This is a genomic window from Pseudomonas canadensis, assembly GCF_000503215.1.
Classification (GTDB): domain Bacteria; phylum Pseudomonadota; class Gammaproteobacteria; order Pseudomonadales; family Pseudomonadaceae; genus Aquipseudomonas; species Aquipseudomonas canadensis.
Genome location: NZ_AYTD01000011.1, coordinates 83,854 through 102,144 on the forward strand (window position 1 = coordinate 83,854; position 18,291 = coordinate 102,144).

Genomic DNA, 18,291 nt, shown 5'->3' on the forward strand with positions numbered 1-18,291 from the left:
TCGCCTGTCAGGCCCCTTACCCACAGGCACAGCGCCGCATCCAAACATCTATGCGTCCAGGCGCAACCCGACCTGCGTACGCTTGGGCAACTTGCTGACGACAAGCTGGTGGGAACGTCGCAACAACCCACGCAACTCCTCAGCACCCAACGGATAGGGCGTATTCATAATGACCCACTGCGCCCGCGCCAGGTACGGCGCCGGGTGAATGCCTGGGCGGTCCACATGGCCGAGGAACAACTCCTTGTCGACCTTGAACGCCAACGACTCTCCCCGCAGGTTCTGCAGGGCAAACATCTTGTTGCCCGCAATCGAAAATACGCGCACACCGCCCCATTTATAGTCCTCCCGTGCGCCGGGCAGGCTTAGGCAGAACGCGGCGACTTGTTCTTCGGTCATCTTCATAGCAGGCGGTCTCCGCAGCCTTTGAAACCTTCTTCCAGATAATCGATCCAGGCACGAATGGCTGGCAACACGCCACGACGATGCGGGTACACCGCCTGTAACCAGCCGCCGGGCAAGGACCACTCCGGCAGCAGTTGCACCAACCGGCCGCTGGCCAATTCCTCTTCGCAATACATCATCGGCAGTACGGTAAAACCCAGACCCATGATGGCGCTGGCCTTGCGCACGATGAAATCGTCGATACCCAGCCGTGCTTCCATCGCCAGGTCGTGGGTGTTGCCCTGGGGGTCGAGGATGCGTTGATGCACCAGGCGATCCGCCTCCAGTGCCCCCAGGATCGGTAACTGCTTGAGATCCTCAAGGGTGGTCACCTGACGGCCGTGCATGAGCACAGGGCTGGCCACCAGCACGGTCTGCGCCTGGCGCAGGCGCTTGGTCACCAGCAACGGGTCCTCATCACCCAACTCGCGCACCCGCAGGGCGACATCGATGCCTTCAGCGACCAAATCGACACGGCGGTTGACCAGGGTCATCTCCAATTGCACCTGGGGATGAGCCGCCAGAAACCCAGCCACCAATTCCGGCAGGATGTGCTGGGCCATGCCCACCGGGCAACTGACACGCAGCCGTCCACGGGGCTCGCTGGACATGCTGGCGACCGCCTCATCGGCCATTTCCGCTTCCAGCAGCATGGCCTGGCAATGGCGCAGGTAGCGCTCCCCGACGGCGGTGAGGGTGAGTTGACGGGTAGTGCGTTGCAGTAGCCGCGCGCCGAGGCGTTCTTCCAGTTCGGCGATGCGCCGCGACAGCCGTGACTTGGGAATCCCCAGTAGCCGGCCGGCGGCGGCGAAGCCACCGGCTTCCACCACTTTGGCGAAATAGTAGAGGTCGTTGAGGTCTTGCATGGGGCGGCCTATTGTCCTGTCAGTGGGACGAACTATCGCATTTCAGATGTCTTATCGGCTATTGGTTTCATACGTAGTATCACCTCCATCTGATCGGCACTGACGATCCTAACTGGAGATTCCCCATGAAACTGTTGCATATCGATTCCAGCATCCTCGGCGACAACTCGGCGTCCCGTCAGCTCAGCGCTGGTGTGGTCAAGGCTTGGCAAGCGGCTGAGCCGGGCGTGGAAGTGACCTACCGTGACGTGGCCGCCGAAGGCTTCAACCACTTCTCCGGCGCGACCCTGGGCGCCCTGGGCACTCCGGCTGATCAGCGTAGCGCTGCGCAGCAACATGAAGCTGAGCTCAGCGCCAAGACCCTGGCTGAATTCCTCGCCGCCGACGCGGTGGTCATCGCCGCCCCTATGTACAACTTCACCATCCCGACTCAACTGAAGGCCTGGATCGACCGCATTGCCGTCGCCGGCCAGACGTTCCGTTACTCCGAAGCCGGCCCCGAAGGCCTGTGCGGCAACAAGAAAGTCATCGTTGTGTCGACGTCCGGCGGCCTGCACGCCGGCCAAGCGACCGGCGTGGCCCATGAAGATTATCTGAAAGTGCTGCTGGGCTTCCTCGGCATCACCGACATCGAGTTCGTCCGCGCCCACGGCCTGGCGTATGGCGATGAGTTCCGCAGCAAGTCCCTGAGCGACGCCAACGCACTCATCAACGAACAATTGTTCGCGGCTGCGTAAAGCTTAGGTAAAACCGTGCCGTTCCCCGTTTCATTCTGAAACGGGACGTCTAAACTCTGTATTCTGATCGCCTCAAAACGATCGGACTACGGAGTTTTTTCGTTTACCCGCTGTCATTACTTTGGCCCAGGTTATGCACGCATGGGTTTATCACCCGGTCGAGCGCCTTGAACCATGGACTTTTCAACCCGACATGCCGGTCTTTATGCAGCAAAGGTGGACATCCTCATGATGCGTCTTTGTGCTGTTATGGTTCTTTCCTTGCTCGGTGGCCTGGTTTCAGTGCACGCCGCACCTGCGCCGCACCCGCATTGGAGTGTGGGCTTCCATCGCATGACCTTCCTTGATCCGCTGGATTTGCAGCCGATGAAGGCCATCGCCTTCTATCCCTCCACCGGGCTTGAGCACAGCACACCGCTGGGCGCCTATCGCGTCGCCGCCACGGAAGATTCCAAGATTGCCATCGGCCGTTTCCCGATGCTGATGCTGTCCCACGGCAACACCGGCACGCCGCTGGCCTTGCACGACCTGGCCACCTCGCTGGCGCGCAAAGGCTTTGTGGTGGTGGCAGTGCTGCATCCTGGCGACAACTACAAAGACCACAGCCGCCTGGGCACGGTGAGTAACCTGTATGGCCGGCCGATCCAGATTTCCGAAGCGATCACCGCCACCTTGGGCGACCCGATGCTATCGCCGTTCGTCAATGTCGATCAGGTGGGCGTGATCGGTTATTCAGCAGGCGGCGAAACTGCGTTGATCCTGGCGGGTGCCAAGCCGGACTTCGACCGCCTGCGCCGCTACTGCCAGGAACGCCCGGAAGACCGTGACGCCTGCACCACCAAAGGCGAACTGGTGGTGGACCGCGACGACCTGCAACCGCAATCCGATCCGCGTATTCATGCGTTGATGTTGATGGCTCCGTTGAGCCTGATGTTCGGCCGTCACACCCTGGCCGACGTGCATGTGCCGGTGCTGCTCTACAGCGGCGACGGCGACAAGCTGGTGGCCGTGGACAAGAACGCTGCGGCGCTGGCGCGCAAACTGCCGGAACCGCCGGACTTCAAGCTATTGGCCGGGGCAGGGCACTTCGTGTTCATGGCGCCGTGTGACAGCGATCAGTTGGCGGCCATGCCCGCGATTTGCACCGATGCCGATGGTGTCGACCGCGAAGGTATTCACCGTGACCTGATTTCCGAGGCGGGACGATTTTTCAGCCACACACTCGGCCAATCCACCCGCGCCGGGATGCAGACGGCAGATCAGTAAGCGCGACGCTTGAGCAGAACGGTCACGCCCAAGGCAGTCACCGACAACAGCGCGGCGCAGAAGAAGATCCAACCATAGCCGAGGTTCAGTGCCACGGCGCCGATCAACGGTCCTGCAATCGCCAGGGCCAAATCAAAGAACACCGCGTAAGCACTCAGGCCTGCACCACGGCTGCTATTGGGCACCTGCTTGATGGCTTCTACGCCGAGCGCCGGGTACACCAGCGACAAGCCAAAACCGGTCAGCCCTGCGCCAATCAACGCCACGCCCGTCGATGGCGCCAGCCATAGCAGCGTCAGGCCAAGGGTCTCGATGGTCATGCAGGCGATTGCGGCACGAAAGCCGCCAAACCGGCTGATGGCAGAGATAAACACCAGCCGCGACAGGATAAAGCACACGCCAAACACTGTCAGGCAGTACGCCGCACCGGCCCAGCCGCGATTGAGGTAGTACAGCGTAATAAAGGTGGTGAGGGTGCCGTAGCCAATGGAGGCCAGACACAGGCTGGCGCCAAAGGGCGCGATACGCCCGAACACCGCCCAGAACGGTAAACGCTCACCGCGCACTACCGGCACTGAGGGTTTATTGCGGATCAGTACCAGGCCCAGCGCGGACAATACGGCCAGCGCAATGCCGAGGCTGTTGTAGCTGTATTCAGCCACCATCACCACGCCGAGCGGCGCACCAATGGCGATGGCGCCGTAGGACGCGATGCCGTTCCAGGAGATCGAGCGCGCCGTGTGTTCGGCACCTACCGCGCCCATGCACCAACTGATGGTGCCCACGCCGATCAGCCCTTGGGCCACGCCCAGCAACAGTCGGCCGACGATCAGAATGCCCAGGCTCAAGGTGGGCATGCTCTGTAGCAATGTCGCGAAGAACGTCAGCACGCCGCTGACTAGAATCCCCGCCAACCCCCACACAATCGCGCGCTTGGTGCCGACGTTGTCCGACATGCGCCCGGCCATGGGTCGGCTGAGCAAGGTCGCCAGGTATTGCGAACCGATCGTGACCCCGGCCACTACGGCGCTGAAACCCAGTTGCTCATGCACATAGCCCGGAATCACTGCGATCGGTAGGCCGATGCAGATAAACGCGATGAAGGTATAGAAGACGATGGAGACGATCTGCAAGGTGATCGACAGGGAGCTGGGGGTGGCGGCAGGCATGGGCACTCGTTCGCGGGCGGGCGGTGAGGGCATCATGGCAAGGGCCCAAGGGAAAAGAAAGCAGGCTAACTACTTTGTCTGATGAACAGGCGCGTTGTGGGGAGCGGGCTTGCTGTGGTGAGCGGGCTTACCCCGCGCTGGGCTGCGAAGCGGCCCCAATAGAAAACACCGCGTTCTGTCGGACAGAACGCGGTGTTCTTTTTTAGGGCCGCTTCGCGCCCCAGCGCGGGGCAAGCCCGCTCACCACAGCTATTGGAGGGGTGTTTTAGAACACCACGCCTTGGCTACGCAGGTAATCATCATAGGTGCCGCTGAAGTCGATCACGCCTGTGGCGCTCAGTTCGATGATGCGGGTGGCCAGGGACGATACGAACTCACGGTCGTGGCTGACGAAGATCAGCGTGCCCGGGTAGTTCTCCAGCGCCAGGTTCAGCGCCTCGATGGACTCCATGTCCAAGTGGTTGGTCGGTTCGTCCATGATCAGCACGTTCGGCTTTTGCAGGATCAGCTTGCCGAACAGCATGCGGCCTTGCTCACCACCGGAAATCACCTTCACCGACTTCTGGATCTCGTCGTTGGAGAACAGCATGCGACCCAGGGTGCCACGGATCATTTGCTCGCCTTGGGTCCACTGGCCCATCCAGTCGAACAGGGTCACGTCGTCTTCGAAGTCGTGGGCATGGTCCTGGGCGTAGTAGCCCAGTTCTGCAGCGTCGGTCCACTTGATGCTGCCGGCGTCCGGGGTCAACTCGTTGACCAGGGTACGCAGCAGGGTGGTCTTGCCGATACCGTTCGGGCCGATGATCGCCACGCGCTCGCCGGCTTCAACCTGGAAGCTGAAGTCTTTGAACAGCGGCTTGCCGTCGAAGCCTTTGGCCATTTTTTCGACCATGACTGCCTGACGGTGCAGCTTTTTGTTCTGCTCGAAACGGATGAACGGGCTCACGCGGCTCGATGGCTTGACTTCGGCCAACTGGATCTTGTCGATCGCCTTGGCACGGGAAGTGGCCTGCTTGGCTTTCGAGGCGTTGGCCGAGAAGCGGCTGACGAAGGATTGCAGTTCGGAGATCTGCGCCTTCTTCTTGGCGTTGTCCGACAGCAGTTGCTCGCGGGACTGGGTCGCTACGGTCATGTACTCGTCGTAGTTGCCCGGGAACAGGCGCAGCTCGCCGTAGTCCAGGTCAGCCATGTGGGTGCACACGCTGTTCAGGAAGTGACGGTCGTGAGAGATGATGATCATCAGGCTGGAACGCTGGGTCAGGATGTTTTCCAGCCAGCGAATGGTGTTGATGTCCAAGTGGTTGGTCGGTTCGTCGAGCAACAGCACTTCAGGATCGGAGAACAGCGCCTGGGCCAGCAATACACGAAGTTTCCAGCCTGGGGACACTTCGCTCATCGGGCCGAAGTGTTGCTCCAACGGGATACCCAGGCCCAGCAGCAGTTCACCGGCACGGGATTCGGCGGTGTAGCCGTCCATCTCGGCGAACTCGGTTTCCAGCTCGGCCACGGCCATGCCGTCTTCTTCGCTCATTTCCGGCAGCGAGTAGATGCGGTCGCGCTCGGCCTTGACCTTCCACAGCTCTTCGTGACCCATGATCACGGTGTCGAGCACGGTGAATTCTTCGTAGGCGAACTGGTCCTGGCGCAGTTTACCCAAGCGTACGTTCGGCTCCAGCATGACCTGGCCGCCGGACGGATCGAGGTCGCCGCCGAGGATTTTCATGAAGGTCGACTTGCCGCAACCGTTGGCACCGATCAAACCATAACGGTTGCCGGCGCCGAACTTGACCGAGACGTTCTCGAAGAGCGGCTTGGCGCCGAACTGCATGGTGATGTTAGCTGTGGAGATCAATTACTTTACCTATCAATGGGTTGCGAGCGTGGCGGCAGGAGCCTTCAGGCATGCGTCAACAGCGACATCAAGGCGCGAAACCCGGTCGCTGAGCAGAAAATTTTGGATGTGTGTTGGAATTTGGCGCGCATTGTCGCATATGTCAGGCGACAGTTGTATGTCCGGCGAAGGATGGTTTCGCCAAGGTCTCCGGCATCGCCAGCCACAGCAGCGCCAACGCCAGCGCCGCCACGCCGGCCAGAGTCAGGAAGGCCGCGTTGTAGCCGGCCTGTTGCACCACGAAACCGGCCAGGCTGCTGCTCAATGCCGCACCCAGGCCGAAGACGGTGGAGAGGGCGCCCAGGCTGACGTTGAAACGTCCGGTGCCCTGGGTCAGGTCCTTGACGATCACCGGGAATAGCGCACCGAAGATCCCGGCGCCGATGCCGTCGAGCATCTGCACGGCCACCAGCCAGTACGGATCGCTGGACAGCGTGTAGAGCACGCCACGCAGCGGCAGGATCATGAAGCCAGCCATCAGCAAGGGTTTGCGTCCCCAGGTGTCGGCCTTGAGCCCGACTAGCCAAGCCATCGGGACCATCACCAATTGCGCCGCGACGATGCATGCCGACGTCAGCGGCGTAGCCATCTGCAGGTTGATCTGCGAGAGTTTCTGGCTGACCAGCGGCAGCATCGCGGCGTTGGCCAGGTGGAACAGAGCGCAGCAGATGGCGAACAGCAGCAGTGGGCGGTTGGCGAGCAACACGCGGATACCAGAGGGTTGTTCGTGGTCGGTGTGATGCTCCGGGTCAAAACCCCGGGCGACTTCATGGTCAATCGCTTCGGCCGACACGCAACTGATCGCGATGACGCTGGCCACCGCCATAAACGCCATCAGGTAGAACACCACCACCGGTCCAAACAGATAAGCCAAGCCACCGGCCAACAGCGCCGCCACGGCATTGCCGGCGTGGTTGAAGGTTTCGTTGCGCCCGGTACGGCGGGTGAACGCGCGTGGCCCGGTGATGCCCAGGGAGATCGCGCTGATGGCCGGTGCGAACACGGACGCGGCGACGGCGCTGGCGGCTTGGGTCAACGCCACCAGGCTGAAGGAACTGACAAAGGGCAGCAGCAGGCAGCTGCCTGTCACCACGATGGCGGCCAATGCGACTACCGCGCGCTTGCTGCGGGTACGGTCGATCAGTGCACCGGCCGGTCCTTGGGTGAGTAGGGCAGCGATGCCTGCCAGGGTCATGACCACGCCGATGCTGGCCGGGTCCCATTTGTGTACGGCCAGCAAATAAATGGCCAGATAGGGGCCGAGGCCGTCGCGCACATCCGCCAGGAAGAAGTTCAGGCTATCCAGGGACAAGGTGTTGCGCAGATCGGAGTGTTTGGCCACGGCGCGGTCTTCGAAGATGGCGTTCAAGGGCTGAACACGCATTGCGTTAATGACCTGTAGAGCCTGCGTTAAGTTTCGTGCGCTTCTCGGGTTTTAATCCGAGGGCACTTGGCTTATTTTCTGACACCCGCTTTCGTGAATACTTAGAGAAGCAATGGACATGCCTTCAGCTCAACAGGCGATTGCCAGCAACAAGAACGCCTGGGACCAATCCGCCAACTTGCACAAAACCACTGACACCTGGAGCGCGTTGCTCAACAGTGTCGGCGCGGCTGACTTTTCTTGCCTGGACCCCACGCTGACCGGCGTGCTGCAAGAAGTGGGGGTGGACGGTAAGGATGTGGTGCAACTGTGCTGCAACAATGGCCGCGAAAGCCTTTCGCTGTATGGCCTGGGCGCGCGTTCAGTGGTGGGCGTCGATCAATCCCGTGCGTTTCTGCAACAGGCCCGTGAACTGGCCGAGGTCTCACCGCACAACCCTGAGTTCATAGAAAGTGATATCCACCAGTTGCCGCAAGAGTTGCAGGCGCGCTTCGATATCGCTTTGGTGACCATTGGCGTGTTGGGCTGGATGCCGGATGTGGGGCAATTCATGCGCCATGTCGCCAGCACCTTGAAGCCAGGTGGCACCTTGGTGATGTATGAAACCCATCCGTTCCTGGAGGTGTTTGATCCACGGGCGCCGAACCCTTTCCTGCCGGCCAGTTCCTACTTTCAGCGCGAGCCGTTTGTGCTGCAGGAGTCAATTGTCTACGAAGGCCAGGGCGAGGTTGCTGGGCCGACTTCTTATTGGTACGTGCACACGTTGGGCGACGTGATCACTGCCGCGATCTGCGCACAGTTGCAGATCAGCCACCTGCAGGAGTATCCGCATTCCAACCGTGAAGAGGTGTACGACCAGTACGAGCAGCAGCCTGCGCAATTGCCGATGTGTTTTACGTTGACTGCCACCAAACGTGCCGATTGAGGGGCTTTTCAGGGGCGTCGCAGGAACGTGCGCATGGTTTGCCCTGGGTCCGTACTGAAAATGGTCGGCCTGGGCATACCTTCGTCGGCTGCAATGAATGCAAATTCATCACCGTCAAGGCGATAGCTGGCGGGCAAGTGTTTGCCTGCGTCATCTCCCATGGAGTCAATCCAGGTAATGCTCTTTGGCACGGTGCTGCTGTCCAGGAAAAAACGTCCTGCCAGCAACACCTCGCCGCTGACAGTCTTCACTTCGAAGCAGTCGCCGCTGATCGTGGTGATCGCGCCAGGCGCGCTGTGGGCATCGATGGGGTTGAGCACGCCGCTGTCTTCGAGTGACGTCTGCTCCCACGCACCTTGGAGGGCTTGAAAGTCCGGGTCTGCAAGGGATGACATACAAATTCCATTTTGCTGAAGGATAAATCGTCGATGGCGACGCCAAAGCGGCGCCCTTTTTATCATTTGAGTGCTGATTGCGCATCACATTCACAAGACAGCTTTTCACAATTCCTAGTTAACTTTTAGTTACAACCTGTGGCTAAATAACTAGCAAAGGGCCACGAACCGGGTTGTCACTGAGCCGGTCGAGCCGATTGTGTGAATCGTGATTTCAGGTGCTGCTATTCAACCTCGGCCGTTGTGGGCACGTAGGAGCAGCCTGTTCTCTTCTGACATGTGACGAAATCTCTTGAAACTCATCATCGTTGTTCTCTACGTTGCCTCGATTGCGTATGTACACCTGCGTGGCCGGGTACGGCACAAGCTGGGCCGCCAGCTCAGTGATCATTCGACCTTCCTGGCGCCGATCAACTGCTTTCTCTACCTCTTCTCCAAGCTACCCAGCCGGCCGTATCTGTCGGCCAGCGATTTCCCTGACCTGAGCCCGCTCCAGGAACACTGGGAAGAAATCCGCCTAGAAGGGCAGAACTTGATGCGTGCCGGCGAGATCAAGCGCTCGGACCAATACAACGACGTGGGTTTCAACTCGTTCTTCAAGTCCGGCTGGAAGCGTTTCTACCTGAAATGGTATGGCGACAGCCATCCGTCAGCGATGAAGCTGTGCCCGCGCACCACTGAGTTGGTACAAAGCATCGGTTCGATCAAGGCCGCGATGTTCGCCGAACTGCCACCCGGTTCCAAACTGGTACGCCATCGTGATCCGTATGCCGGTTCGTACCGCTATCACCTGGGCCTGGATACCCCGAATGACCCCGGCTGCTACATCAACGTGGACGGCGAAAACTACTACTGGCGTGACGGTGAGCCGGTGATGTTTGACGAGACCTACATCCACTACGCCGAAAACACCACGCAGCAGAACCGCATCATTCTGTTCTGCGACGTCGAGCGCCCGATGAAGTACCGCTGGGCCGCTGCGTTCAACCGCTGGTTCAGCCGTAACGTGATGGCGGCTGCAGGTTCGCCCAACGATGACGGTGACAAGACCGGTGGGCTCAACCGCGCGTTCACGCGCCTGTACAAGATTCGTCTGCGTGGTAAAGAGCTGAAAAAGCGCAATCGTACGCGCTACTACCTGGAAAAATGGGCGATCTTTGCTGGGTTGGCGGCGATTTTTCTGCTGATCTGAGTTTCGCTGTGCGGGCGCCTTTCACTTCGGTGGATGGGCGCCCAGTTTGTCCCACATCTTCTTGCTGATCTTCTGTCGATTGGCATACCCCGCCCAGGGATCCGTTTTCAAAGCGTCCAAGCGCTGCTGCAGATTGGCGACTGTCCATTGCTGCGCACCGCGTAACCCCTTCAACTCCTCACGACTGATCGGCACCGACACCGGCAAGCCTGGCCGTGCTCGCACGGAATACGCGGCTACGGTGCTGGCTCCCCGTGCATTGCGCAGGTAATCGATAAAGATCTTGCCGACCCGGTTCTTGGGCCCCGATGTCGCGGTAAAGCGTTCCGGCAATTGCTCGGTCATGAACTGGGCGATGGCCTTGGCGAACGCTTTTACGGTGTCCCAATTGTCTCGGCGCGCCAACGGCACGATCAGGTGCAGGCCTTTGCCGCCGCTGGTCTTGACGAATGCTTGCAGCCCCAACTCATCCAGTACCGACAGGGTCAGTTGCGCGGCTTCGAGCATGGTTTTCCAAGGCAACGCTGGGTCCGGGTCGAGATCGAGCACAAACAGGTCCGGGGTTTCGATCTTGTCCGAGGTGGCGCCCCAGGTATGAAACTCTACGCCGCCCATTTGCACCGAGCCTATCAGGGCGCCGACGCTGTCGATTTCCATCAGCCGCGCATGGCCGGGATCAAGTGCCTGTTCCAGTTGCTTGATGTTGAGGATGGCCAGGCGCTCCGAGTGTTTCTGGAAGAATTGCTCGCCCTCGATACCCTCCGGCGCTCTCAGCAGGGACACCGGCCGGTGGCGTAAAAAGGGCAGAATCCACTGGCTGATGCTGTCGTAGAACTGCGCCAGTTGCTGTTTTTGTGTACCACTTTGTTTGTCGATCACACGGTCTGGATGGGTGATGTTGACTTCACCGCGGGTCTTTTTGGCGGGTTTCATGGATCTGGCCGTTCGCGGTTGTTCATGCACGATCTGCGCTGCGGGTTTGTCGGTGCGCAGCCCGACGAACGCGGCTTGGCGGACCACGCCCTCGCGTGTCCACTCGGCAAACTGCACCTCACCGACCAACGTGGGCGCTACCCAATGCACGCCACGTGCTTGGGTGCTGGTCAGCGGTTTCTCAAGCGGCGATGTCTTGCGCTCCAACGATGTGAGTTGCGCATAAATAGTCTTGAGCGACGCTTGATCAAAACCCGTGCCTACGCGGCCTGCATACACCAGGCCAGTCTCATCATTTACCGCCAGCAATAACGCGCCGAACCCCGTGCGTGAGCCTTGGGGGCGGGTATAACCGACAATCACAAACTCCTGGCGCAACCGGCATTTGAGTTTGATCCAGTCGGCATTGCGACTGGATACGTACGGACTGCCCAGGCGCTTGCCGATCACGCCTTCGAGGGCCAAGTCGCAGGCGCTTTCAAAGATGTCGCGATGATGCGCGGTAAATGCCTCGGAAAACCGCAGCAATTGGCTGCGGCTAGCGGCCAGCGCGACTTTGAGGGCGGCGCGGCGATCCTCCACCGGCGTCTGGCGCTGGTCCTGGCCATTGAGAAAGGGCGCGTCGAACAGGTAGTAAACGATGTCCAAACTGCGGCCGATATCAAACGCATTTTGCAGCGCCTGGAAGTCCGGCAGGCCATCGCCATTGAGGCTGACCACCTCGCCATCCAGCCAACTGTCCTTGAGCTTCAGAGCCTGCAAGGCCTTGACCTGGCGGGGCAGACGGTCGGTCCAGTCGTGTCCGTTGCGGGTAAACAGTCGCACTTCACCCTCGTGAATGCGAGCGAGCATGCGGTAGCCGTCGAATTTGATCTCGTATTGCCAATCACCTTCGGGGGCGCGATCCACCAGGGTGGCCAATTGCGGATTGAATTGCTCGGGGAGGGCGGCTTTTCTGACTTTGGCTCGAGCCTTGGGTTTACCCACCGAGGCATCGCTGAGCACACTGTTCGGCTGGGCCTGGACGATATCGTAGTCGTCGGCCGCACGCGCCTGCTGGTCCTTTTCCTTGATCAGCAGCCATTGTTCCTTGTCGCCGCTGCCTTTCAAGCGGGTACGCACCAGCGCCCAGTCGCCGGAGAGTTTCTCGCCTACCAGGGTGAATTTGAGCTTGCCGGCCGCGTAGGCCTTGCGGGGTTCGTCATGGGGCTGCCAAATGCCACGGTCCCACACGATGACGTCACCGGCGCCGTATTGACCGGCGGGAATGCTGCCTTCAAAGCCGCCGTAGCTCAGGGGATGATCTTCGACGTGAACGGCCAGACGCTTCTGACTGGGATCCAGGCTCGGCCCTTTGGGCACGGCCCAACTGAGCAGCACGCCGTCGAGTTCCAGACGAAAGTCATAGTGCAGGTTGCGTGCGTCATGCTTCTGGATCACGAAGGACAGCGCCGAGGCTTTGCGCGTGCGTGCAGGCGAGTTGCCTGCGGGTTCGCCGGTAATGCCGAAATCACGCTTGCGGTTGTAGTCGCTGAGGGGCTTGGGCATGACTCAGGAGGCCTTGGTGGATTTTTTCGTGGCAGGCTTTTTCGCCGGTTTGCCGGCCAGGCTGCGCTTGAGCAGTTCCGTCAGGTCGATCACATCGGCGGACTTGCGCTCTTCGCTGTCTCTGGTCTCCACATCCTCGATCTTGCCGGCCTTGGCCTTCTTGGCGACCAGCGCCATGATTTTTTCCTGGAAGCTGTCGCGGTAGTCGTCCGGCTGCCAGTCGGCGCTCATGTCGTCCACCAGGCGCTTGGCCATGTCCAATTCGCCCTTGGCCAGGCTCGGTTTGGTCACGTCACTGCCCAGCTCCAGTTCGTCCAGGCTTCGCACCTCGGCGGGCCAGCGCAGCATCACCAGCACCAGCGCCGAGTCCAGGGGCATCAACGCCGCCAGGTGCTGCTTGGTGTGCAGCACCACATTGGCCAGGGCGACCTTGCGGGTTTTTCTAAGGGTTTCCCTTAGCAAGGCGTAGACCTTGCCGCCACGTTTGTCCGGTGCGAGGAAGTAGGGGGTATCGATGTTCTGCAACGGGATCTGGTCGCTGGCGACAAACGCGATGATCTCGATGGTCTGGGTCGATTTGGGGTGGGCCGAGCGGATTTCTTCTTCGCTGAGCACCACATAGCGGCCTTTCTCGAACGCAACGCCTTTGACGATGTTGTCCTTTGTCACTTCTTTACCGGTGGTCTTGTTGATGCGCTTGTAACCCACCGGGTCCATGCTGCGCTTGTCCAGCCAGTCAAAGTCAACGCCTTGAGAGGAGGTGGCCGAAACCAGTGAGACCGGGATATGCACCAGGCCAAAGCTGATGGCGCCTTTCCAGATTGCCCGTGGCATAGGTGCGATTCCTTACGAAGAGGCTGTGTTCTGGTGACTCGGATGATGTGGGAAAAGTTTCCCCAAGCAGATGCGCGGACAGATCGTGTTACACCTGATGAGAAACTATTTAGTGTCGAAAGCCGAACCCAAGGCGTAGCGTGTTATCGAAAGCTGGTACTCCTCGCCCCAGAGAGGCTTTGTCATGAACAGTTGTACGCGTCACGTAGCAGCGCTGTTGTTGGGTCTGGCCCTTATGCCTGTGGCCCAGGCGCAAAACCTGCCCGGCAACAACAACGGCAACAACGGCCCGATCCACCGGGCCAATCCCAACAGCATGCAGGGCACCCAGCCGAATGCGCCGGCCGTTCGCGGTATCCAGACCGGGCCGACCACGCGCACACCGACCCTGGAAAACGGCGGCATCGGCAACAGCTATCCAAAACGCGACGCTGCCCCCAGCCGCCCGACCACCGAAACCAAAGCCCCCACTTATGATGCCAACGGCAATCGCCGGTAAGGATCTCGCCTTATGTTTCTACGCAAAAGCCTGCTAGCCGCCCTTTGCGCCACCACGCTGCTGCCGTTGACGGCCATTTACGCCGCCGACGTCCAGCAGTTCCCCAGCGAACAGGGCAGCATCACTGCGACGCCAATCGCCAAAGGCCTGGACCACCCATGGGCGGTGGCCTTCTTGCCGGACCAGCAAGGCTTCCTGGTGACCGAGCGTCCTGGCCACCTGCGCTTTGTCAGCCCCGACGGCAAGCTGTCCGCGCCACTGAAGGGCGTGCCGGAAGTCTGGGCCAAAGGGCAGGGTGGTCTGCTGGATGTGGTGTTGTCGCCGGACTTCAAAGAGGACCGCATGGTCTACCTGTCCTACGCGGAAGGCGGGGGCAAAGGCGGTACCGCCGGCACAGCAGTGGGCCGTGGGCGCCTGGCGGCAGACCTCAGTGGCTTGACCGACTTCAAGGTGATCTTGCGCCAGGAGCCCAAGCTGTCGACCGGTAACCACTTCGGCTCGCGCCTGGCGTTCGACCGCGATGGCTACCTGTTCGTGACCCTGGGTGAAAACAACGATCGCCCGACGGCCCAGGATCTGGACAAGTTGCAAGGCAAGGTCGTACGCATCTACCCGGACGGCCGCGTGCCGGATGACAACCCCTTCGTCGGTCAGCAAGGCGTGCGCCCGGAGATATGGTCCTATGGCCAGCGTAACCCTCAGGGGCTGGCGCTGAATCCTTGGAGTGGCACGATCTGGGAAAACGAACACGGGCCGCGCGGAGGTGATGAGATCAACATCATCGAGCGCGGCAAGAACTACGGTTGGCCATTGGCGACCCACGGCATCAACTACTCGCTGACACCGATTCCCGAAGCCAAGGGCAAAACGGTGGAAGGCACAGTGCCGCCCCATCATGTGTGGGAAAAGTCGCCGGGTATCAGTGGCATGGCGTTTTACGATGCGGATCGCTTCAAGCCCTGGCAGCACAACGTGTTTATCGGTGCGCTGGTCAGCCAGGAGTTGATCCGCTTGCAGTTTGATGGCGACAAGGTGATCCACGAGGAGCGCTTGCTCGGTGGATTGAAAGCGCGGATCCGTGATGTACGGCAAGGGCCAGATGGCTTTTTGTATGTGCTGACGGACGAGGATGATGGCGTGTTGTATCGAGTTGGCCTGAACCAGGATTGACGCTCCATACAATCCGTAGGCGCCCGGCTTGCCGGCGATGGCAAGTTTGATACCGTCATCGCCGGCAAGCCGGGCTCCTACAAGGGAGGGGTCATAGGCCTAGTTCAGACAACCCCGGATGATCATCCGGGCGTCGACCCAGCGGCCAGTGGAACTTGCGCTCGCTTTCCTTGATCGGCAGATCGTTGATGCAGGCAAAACGATTAGCCATCAGGCCGTTCTCGTCGAATTCCCAGTTTTCATTGCCGTAGGAACGGAACCAGTTGCCCGAATCGTCGTGCCACTCATAGGCATAACGCACCGCGATGCGGTTATCGGTGAATGCCCACAACTCCTTGATCAGGCGGTAGTCCAGTTCCTTGGCCCATTTGCGGGTGAGGAAACCTTTGGCTTCTTCGCGGTTATGCGCGAATTCGGCGCGGTTACGCCATTTTGTGTCCAGCGTGTAGGCCAGGGACACCCGCTGCGGATCACGGGAGTTCCAGCCGTCTTCGGCCAGACGGACTTTCTCGATGGCCGACGCGCGCGTGAACGGCGGCAGGGGCGGACGTGTTTCTACAGTCGATGACATTGGGCAGTTCCTCAATGAATAAGGATGTATCGGAAGTTGCGCCTACTTGCGGGTTCAAAGTCCCAATAACGTTTGCGCCATGCATTGCGCATTATCGGCAGCTGTTGAATCGCCCATCACCAGGGCAACGGTAATGGCGCCATCGATCAGGATCAGCAGTTGCGCGGCCTGCCGCTCGGGATCGGGGGTGCCATGTGCTTGACACAGTTCAAGTGCGTACTCGAACAGTTTTTGTTTGTGCGCCTTGGCCAGCAGGCGCACCGGGTCGTGCGGATCACCGGTTTCGCCACTGGTGTTGATGAACGCGCAGCCCCGGAAGTCGGCAGTGCCGAACCAGTCCTTGAGCGCGCTGAACAGCGCCAGCAGGCGTTCTCCGGTGTCTTCGCGGCGTTCCACTTCAGTGCGCAGCCACCGCATCCAGCGTTCATCGCGACGTTGCAGCGCGGCAATCACCAGCTCGTCTTTATTGGCGAAGTAGCGGTAAATACTTTTTCTCGACACGCCGGCGGTTTTCACCAGGAAGTCCATGCCGGTGGCGGCGATGCCATGGCGATAGATCAACTTTTCAGTGACGTCGAGGATAATGTCGCGGGTGTCATTACGGGTCATGTCGTTCATGCCGAGAACAGTAGAACGATCGTTCTTCTTGGTCAATTAAAATTTTTCCATGCGCCGCAGCGAGACCTGAGCACCCCCATGGTGTAAGCTCGGGGCCTCTTCGGATTCGACCCATTGCGAGCCTTATGCCGTCGTTCTTCAAACGCTCCCTGTTGCCCAAACTGCGCGGTTTCCCCCTCACTCCCGATGCCCTTGAGGTGCTGTCCGGTGCCGACGCCTATCGTCGTTGCCTGCTGGAGAAGATTGCCCAGGCCACCCGGCGCATCTATATCGTCGCGCTGTACTTGCAGCAGGACGAAGCGGGGCAGGAGATCTACGACGCCCTGCACGCCGCCAAGGCTGCGCGGCCGGAATTGGACATCGTGGTGGTGGTCGACTGGTTGCGCGCCCAGCGCGGCTTGATCGGTGCCGGCAAGCAACCGGGTAACAGCGCCTGGTACCAGGCGATGACTCAAAGCCATAGCAGCGAAGTGCCGGTGTATGGCGTGCCGGTGCAAACCCGCGAGTTGTTCGGTGTGTTGCACCTCAAGGGCTTCGTGATTGACGACACGGTGCTGTACAGCGGCGCCAGCCTGAACAACGTGTACCTGCACAAATTCGACAAGTACCGCTTCGACCGGTATCACTTGATCCACAGCAAAGCGCTCGCCGACTCGATGCAGCACCTGGTGGAGCACGGCCTGGTGGCGTCCAAGGCGGTCAATCGTCTGGACCTGCCCAATCCGCCCACCACCCGCAGCCTGCGCAACGACATCGGCGATTTGCGCAGCCGCCTGAAACACGCGGCTTACGACACCACGGCCGGGCAACTGCCCAATGGTCACCTCTCAGTCAGCCCTTTGCTCGGGGTCGGCAAGAACAACCCCCTGAACCGCGTGGTTCTCGAACTGATCGCCAGCGCCCAACATCAGCTGACTATCTGCACCCCGTACTTCAACCTGCCGCTGCCGGTAACCCGCGAAATCAACCGCGCGCTGGCGCGTGGGGTGAAGATCGACATCGTCGTCGGCGACAAGACCGCCAACGACTTCTACATCCCGCCCAGCGAGCCGTTCAAGGTCATTGCGGCGCTGCCTTACCTCTACGAAATCAGCCTGCGCCGCTTTGCCAAGCGCCATCAGCCGATGATCGACAGCGGCCAGTTGAACCTGCACCTATGGCGCGACGGCGATAACACTTACCACCTCAAGGGGATGTGGGTCGACCAGCGCTACACCTTGCTTACCGGCAACAACCTCAACCCGCGCGCGTTCCGTCTCGACCTGGAAAACGCCTTGTTGATCGATGATCCCAAGAGCGAGTGGCTGGCGCCGCGACGCACCGAGCTGGCGCAGATTTTCCAGCACACCACGCGTATCGAGGGGTACCAGGATCTGCAAACGCTGCTGGACTATCCAGAGGCGGTCGGCAAGTTTCTTCGTCGGGTCAGCCGGGTGCGGATCGAGCGGCTGTTGTACCGGATTCTATGAGCTTCCTACAGTCCTCTGAGCTGTTTTTCTCATCGTTCCGGAAAAGTCTGGAGGCTAGGCTGCCGATAGATTTCTTACTCTCTCTAAACCGTTCATGGACTTACGGTTTCATCCTTTAAGGTGCAATTGAGAGAACATACCCATGTTGGCAAGTCCTGCGTTGACCCGAATGCCTGCGGCCCAAATCCCTGTTTATCCCGGCGCTACCATCGTTGCTGAGGAAGCGATAGGCCCTCAATCTCCCGTACCAGAGGCCCCCGTGCGACGTCTACGGCGTGAGTCGGGCAGCGTAGAGCAACAACACTCTACGCCCGGCTGGACCTTGCCTGCCGCACCTCCCGCTAACTCTGGGCGGGCATCTGCAGATACCGCGCTGGGGA

The 18,291-nt window shown here is 60.1% G+C and carries 17 protein-coding genes; 7 read left to right on the forward strand and 10 right to left on the reverse strand.

Translation table 11 applies throughout. The features are described from left to right. Positions 1-48: 48 nt before the first annotated feature. On the reverse strand, positions 49-405 hold the full coding sequence (locus tag U367_RS0105545; protein WP_028616038.1) for an MmcQ/YjbR family DNA-binding protein: 357 nt from the start codon (positions 403-405) through the stop codon (positions 49-51). Further along, positions 402-1,310 (reverse strand): LysR substrate-binding domain-containing protein, encoded by a 909-nt coding sequence (locus U367_RS0105550; RefSeq protein ID WP_028616039.1) that lies wholly within the window; start codon positions 1,308-1,310, stop codon positions 402-404. Before U367_RS0105550 ends, U367_RS0105545 begins: the two co-directional genes overlap by 4 nt. Positions 1,311-1,435: 125 nt before the next feature. Here U367_RS0105550 and U367_RS0105555 point away from each other — a divergent pair, with 125 nt between their 5' ends. Further along, positions 1,436-2,047, forward strand: a complete 612-nt coding sequence (locus U367_RS0105555) for an FMN-dependent NADH-azoreductase (RefSeq protein WP_028616040.1) — start codon at positions 1,436-1,438, stop codon at positions 2,045-2,047. A 228-nt stretch (positions 2,048-2,275) separates the two neighbouring features. Beyond that, positions 2,276-3,313, forward strand: a complete 1,038-nt coding sequence (locus U367_RS0105560; RefSeq protein WP_028616041.1) for an alpha/beta hydrolase family protein — start codon at positions 2,276-2,278, stop codon at positions 3,311-3,313. Here U367_RS0105560 and U367_RS0105565 read toward each other — a convergent pair. From U367_RS0105565 to U367_RS0105575, 3 genes are all read right to left on the reverse strand, one after another. Next, a complete protein-coding gene (locus tag U367_RS0105565) occupies positions 3,307-4,482 on the reverse strand; it encodes an MFS transporter (protein WP_028616042.1) in 1,176 nt (391 codons plus the stop codon). The two genes, U367_RS0105560 and U367_RS0105565, sit on opposite strands and share 7 nt — an antisense overlap. 265 nt (positions 4,483-4,747) lie before the next feature. Beyond that, entirely contained in the window at positions 4,748-6,334 is a 1,587-nt protein-coding gene (locus tag U367_RS0105570) for an ABC-F family ATPase (RefSeq protein ID WP_028616043.1), read from the reverse strand. Between the two features lie 142 nt (positions 6,335-6,476). After that, entirely contained in the window at positions 6,477-7,715 is a 1,239-nt protein-coding gene (locus tag U367_RS0105575) for an MFS transporter (protein ID WP_028616044.1), read from the reverse strand. Positions 7,716-7,869: 154 nt separating this feature from the next. On the opposite strand from U367_RS0105575, the gene U367_RS0105580 reads away from it, so the two are divergent. Further along, positions 7,870-8,682, forward strand: a complete 813-nt coding sequence (locus U367_RS0105580) for a class I SAM-dependent methyltransferase (protein ID WP_028616045.1) — start codon at positions 7,870-7,872, stop codon at positions 8,680-8,682. Positions 8,683-8,690: 8 nt separating this feature from the next. On the opposite strand, the gene U367_RS0105585 is transcribed toward U367_RS0105580, so the two are convergent. Next, positions 8,691-9,077, reverse strand: a complete 387-nt coding sequence (locus tag U367_RS0105585; protein ID WP_028616046.1) for a TIGR03067 domain-containing protein — start codon at positions 9,075-9,077, stop codon at positions 8,691-8,693. A gap of 292 nt (positions 9,078-9,369) precedes the next feature. Between U367_RS0105585 and lpxO the strand changes: the two genes are divergently transcribed. After that, complete coding sequence (gene lpxO / locus U367_RS0105590) at positions 9,370-10,269, forward strand: lipid A hydroxylase LpxO (RefSeq protein ID WP_028616047.1); 900 nt, start codon at positions 9,370-9,372, stop codon at positions 10,267-10,269. A 21-nt stretch (positions 10,270-10,290) separates the two neighbouring features. On the opposite strand, the gene ligD is transcribed toward lpxO, so the two are convergent. Both ligD and ku read right to left on the reverse strand, forming a co-directional pair. Beyond that, positions 10,291-12,750: a DNA ligase D gene (gene ligD / locus U367_RS0105595; RefSeq protein WP_028616048.1), complete on the reverse strand. Its 2,460-nt coding sequence runs from the start codon at positions 12,748-12,750 to the stop codon at positions 10,291-10,293. A gap of 3 nt (positions 12,751-12,753) precedes the next feature. Beyond that, on the reverse strand, positions 12,754-13,584 hold the full coding sequence (gene ku, locus U367_RS0105600) for a non-homologous end joining protein Ku (protein WP_028616049.1): 831 nt from the start codon (positions 13,582-13,584) through the stop codon (positions 12,754-12,756). A 184-nt stretch (positions 13,585-13,768) separates the two neighbouring features. On the opposite strand from ku, the gene U367_RS0105605 reads away from it, so the two are divergent. After that, positions 13,769-14,083, forward strand: coding sequence for a hypothetical protein (locus U367_RS0105605; RefSeq protein ID WP_028616050.1), 315 nt, complete (start codon positions 13,769-13,771; stop codon positions 14,081-14,083). Between the two features lie 12 nt (positions 14,084-14,095). Further along, on the forward strand, positions 14,096-15,253 hold the full coding sequence (locus tag U367_RS0105610) for a PQQ-dependent sugar dehydrogenase (RefSeq protein ID WP_028616051.1): 1,158 nt from the start codon (positions 14,096-14,098) through the stop codon (positions 15,251-15,253). Between the two features lie 91 nt (positions 15,254-15,344). On the opposite strand, the gene U367_RS0105615 is transcribed toward U367_RS0105610, so the two are convergent. Then, positions 15,345-15,824, reverse strand: a complete 480-nt coding sequence (locus U367_RS0105615) for a nuclear transport factor 2 family protein (RefSeq protein WP_028616052.1) — start codon at positions 15,822-15,824, stop codon at positions 15,345-15,347. A gap of 54 nt (positions 15,825-15,878) precedes the next feature. Then, positions 15,879-16,442, reverse strand: coding sequence for a TetR/AcrR family transcriptional regulator (locus tag U367_RS0105620; protein WP_028616053.1), 564 nt, complete (start codon positions 16,440-16,442; stop codon positions 15,879-15,881). A 125-nt stretch (positions 16,443-16,567) separates the two neighbouring features. On the opposite strand from U367_RS0105620, the gene pssA reads away from it, so the two are divergent. Then, positions 16,568-17,911 carry a CDP-diacylglycerol--serine O-phosphatidyltransferase gene (gene pssA, locus U367_RS0105625; protein WP_028616054.1) on the forward strand — a complete coding sequence of 448 codons (1,344 nt, stop codon included), beginning with the start codon at positions 16,568-16,570 and terminating at the stop codon, positions 17,909-17,911. Positions 17,912-18,291: the final 380 nt, after the last annotated feature.

What these genes read in the sequence shown, in the direction of transcription:
- U367_RS0105545 (WP_028616038.1), bottom strand. Translation starts at nt 405, where the DNA reads ATGAAGATGACCGAAGAACAAGTCGCCGCGTTCTGCCTAAGCCTGCCC.
- U367_RS0105550 (WP_028616039.1), bottom strand. Translation starts at nt 1,310, where the DNA reads ATGCAAGACCTCAACGACCTCTACTATTTCGCCAAAGTGGTGGAAGCC.
- U367_RS0105555 (WP_028616040.1), top strand. Translation starts at nt 1,436, where the DNA reads ATGAAACTGTTGCATATCGATTCCAGCATCCTCGGCGACAACTCGGCG.
- U367_RS0105560 (WP_028616041.1), top strand. Translation starts at nt 2,276, where the DNA reads ATGATGCGTCTTTGTGCTGTTATGGTTCTTTCCTTGCTCGGTGGCCTG.
- U367_RS0105565 (WP_028616042.1), bottom strand. Translation starts at nt 4,482, where the DNA reads ATGCCTGCCGCCACCCCCAGCTCCCTGTCGATCACCTTGCAGATCGTC.
- U367_RS0105580 (WP_028616045.1), top strand. Translation starts at nt 7,870, where the DNA reads ATGGACATGCCTTCAGCTCAACAGGCGATTGCCAGCAACAAGAACGCC.
- U367_RS0105585 (WP_028616046.1), bottom strand. Translation starts at nt 9,077, where the DNA reads ATGTCATCCCTTGCAGACCCGGACTTTCAAGCCCTCCAAGGTGCGTGG.
- ligD (WP_028616048.1), bottom strand. Translation starts at nt 12,750, where the DNA reads ATGCCCAAGCCCCTCAGCGACTACAACCGCAAGCGTGATTTCGGCATT.
- ku (WP_028616049.1), bottom strand. Translation starts at nt 13,584, where the DNA reads ATGCCACGGGCAATCTGGAAAGGCGCCATCAGCTTTGGCCTGGTGCAT.
- U367_RS0105605 (WP_028616050.1), top strand. Translation starts at nt 13,769, where the DNA reads ATGAACAGTTGTACGCGTCACGTAGCAGCGCTGTTGTTGGGTCTGGCC.
- U367_RS0105610 (WP_028616051.1), top strand. Translation starts at nt 14,096, where the DNA reads ATGTTTCTACGCAAAAGCCTGCTAGCCGCCCTTTGCGCCACCACGCTG.
- U367_RS0105615 (WP_028616052.1), bottom strand. Translation starts at nt 15,824, where the DNA reads ATGTCATCGACTGTAGAAACACGTCCGCCCCTGCCGCCGTTCACGCGC.
- U367_RS0105620 (WP_028616053.1), bottom strand. Translation starts at nt 16,442, where the DNA reads ATGAACGACATGACCCGTAATGACACCCGCGACATTATCCTCGACGTC.
- pssA (WP_028616054.1), top strand. Translation starts at nt 16,568, where the DNA reads ATGCCGTCGTTCTTCAAACGCTCCCTGTTGCCCAAACTGCGCGGTTTC.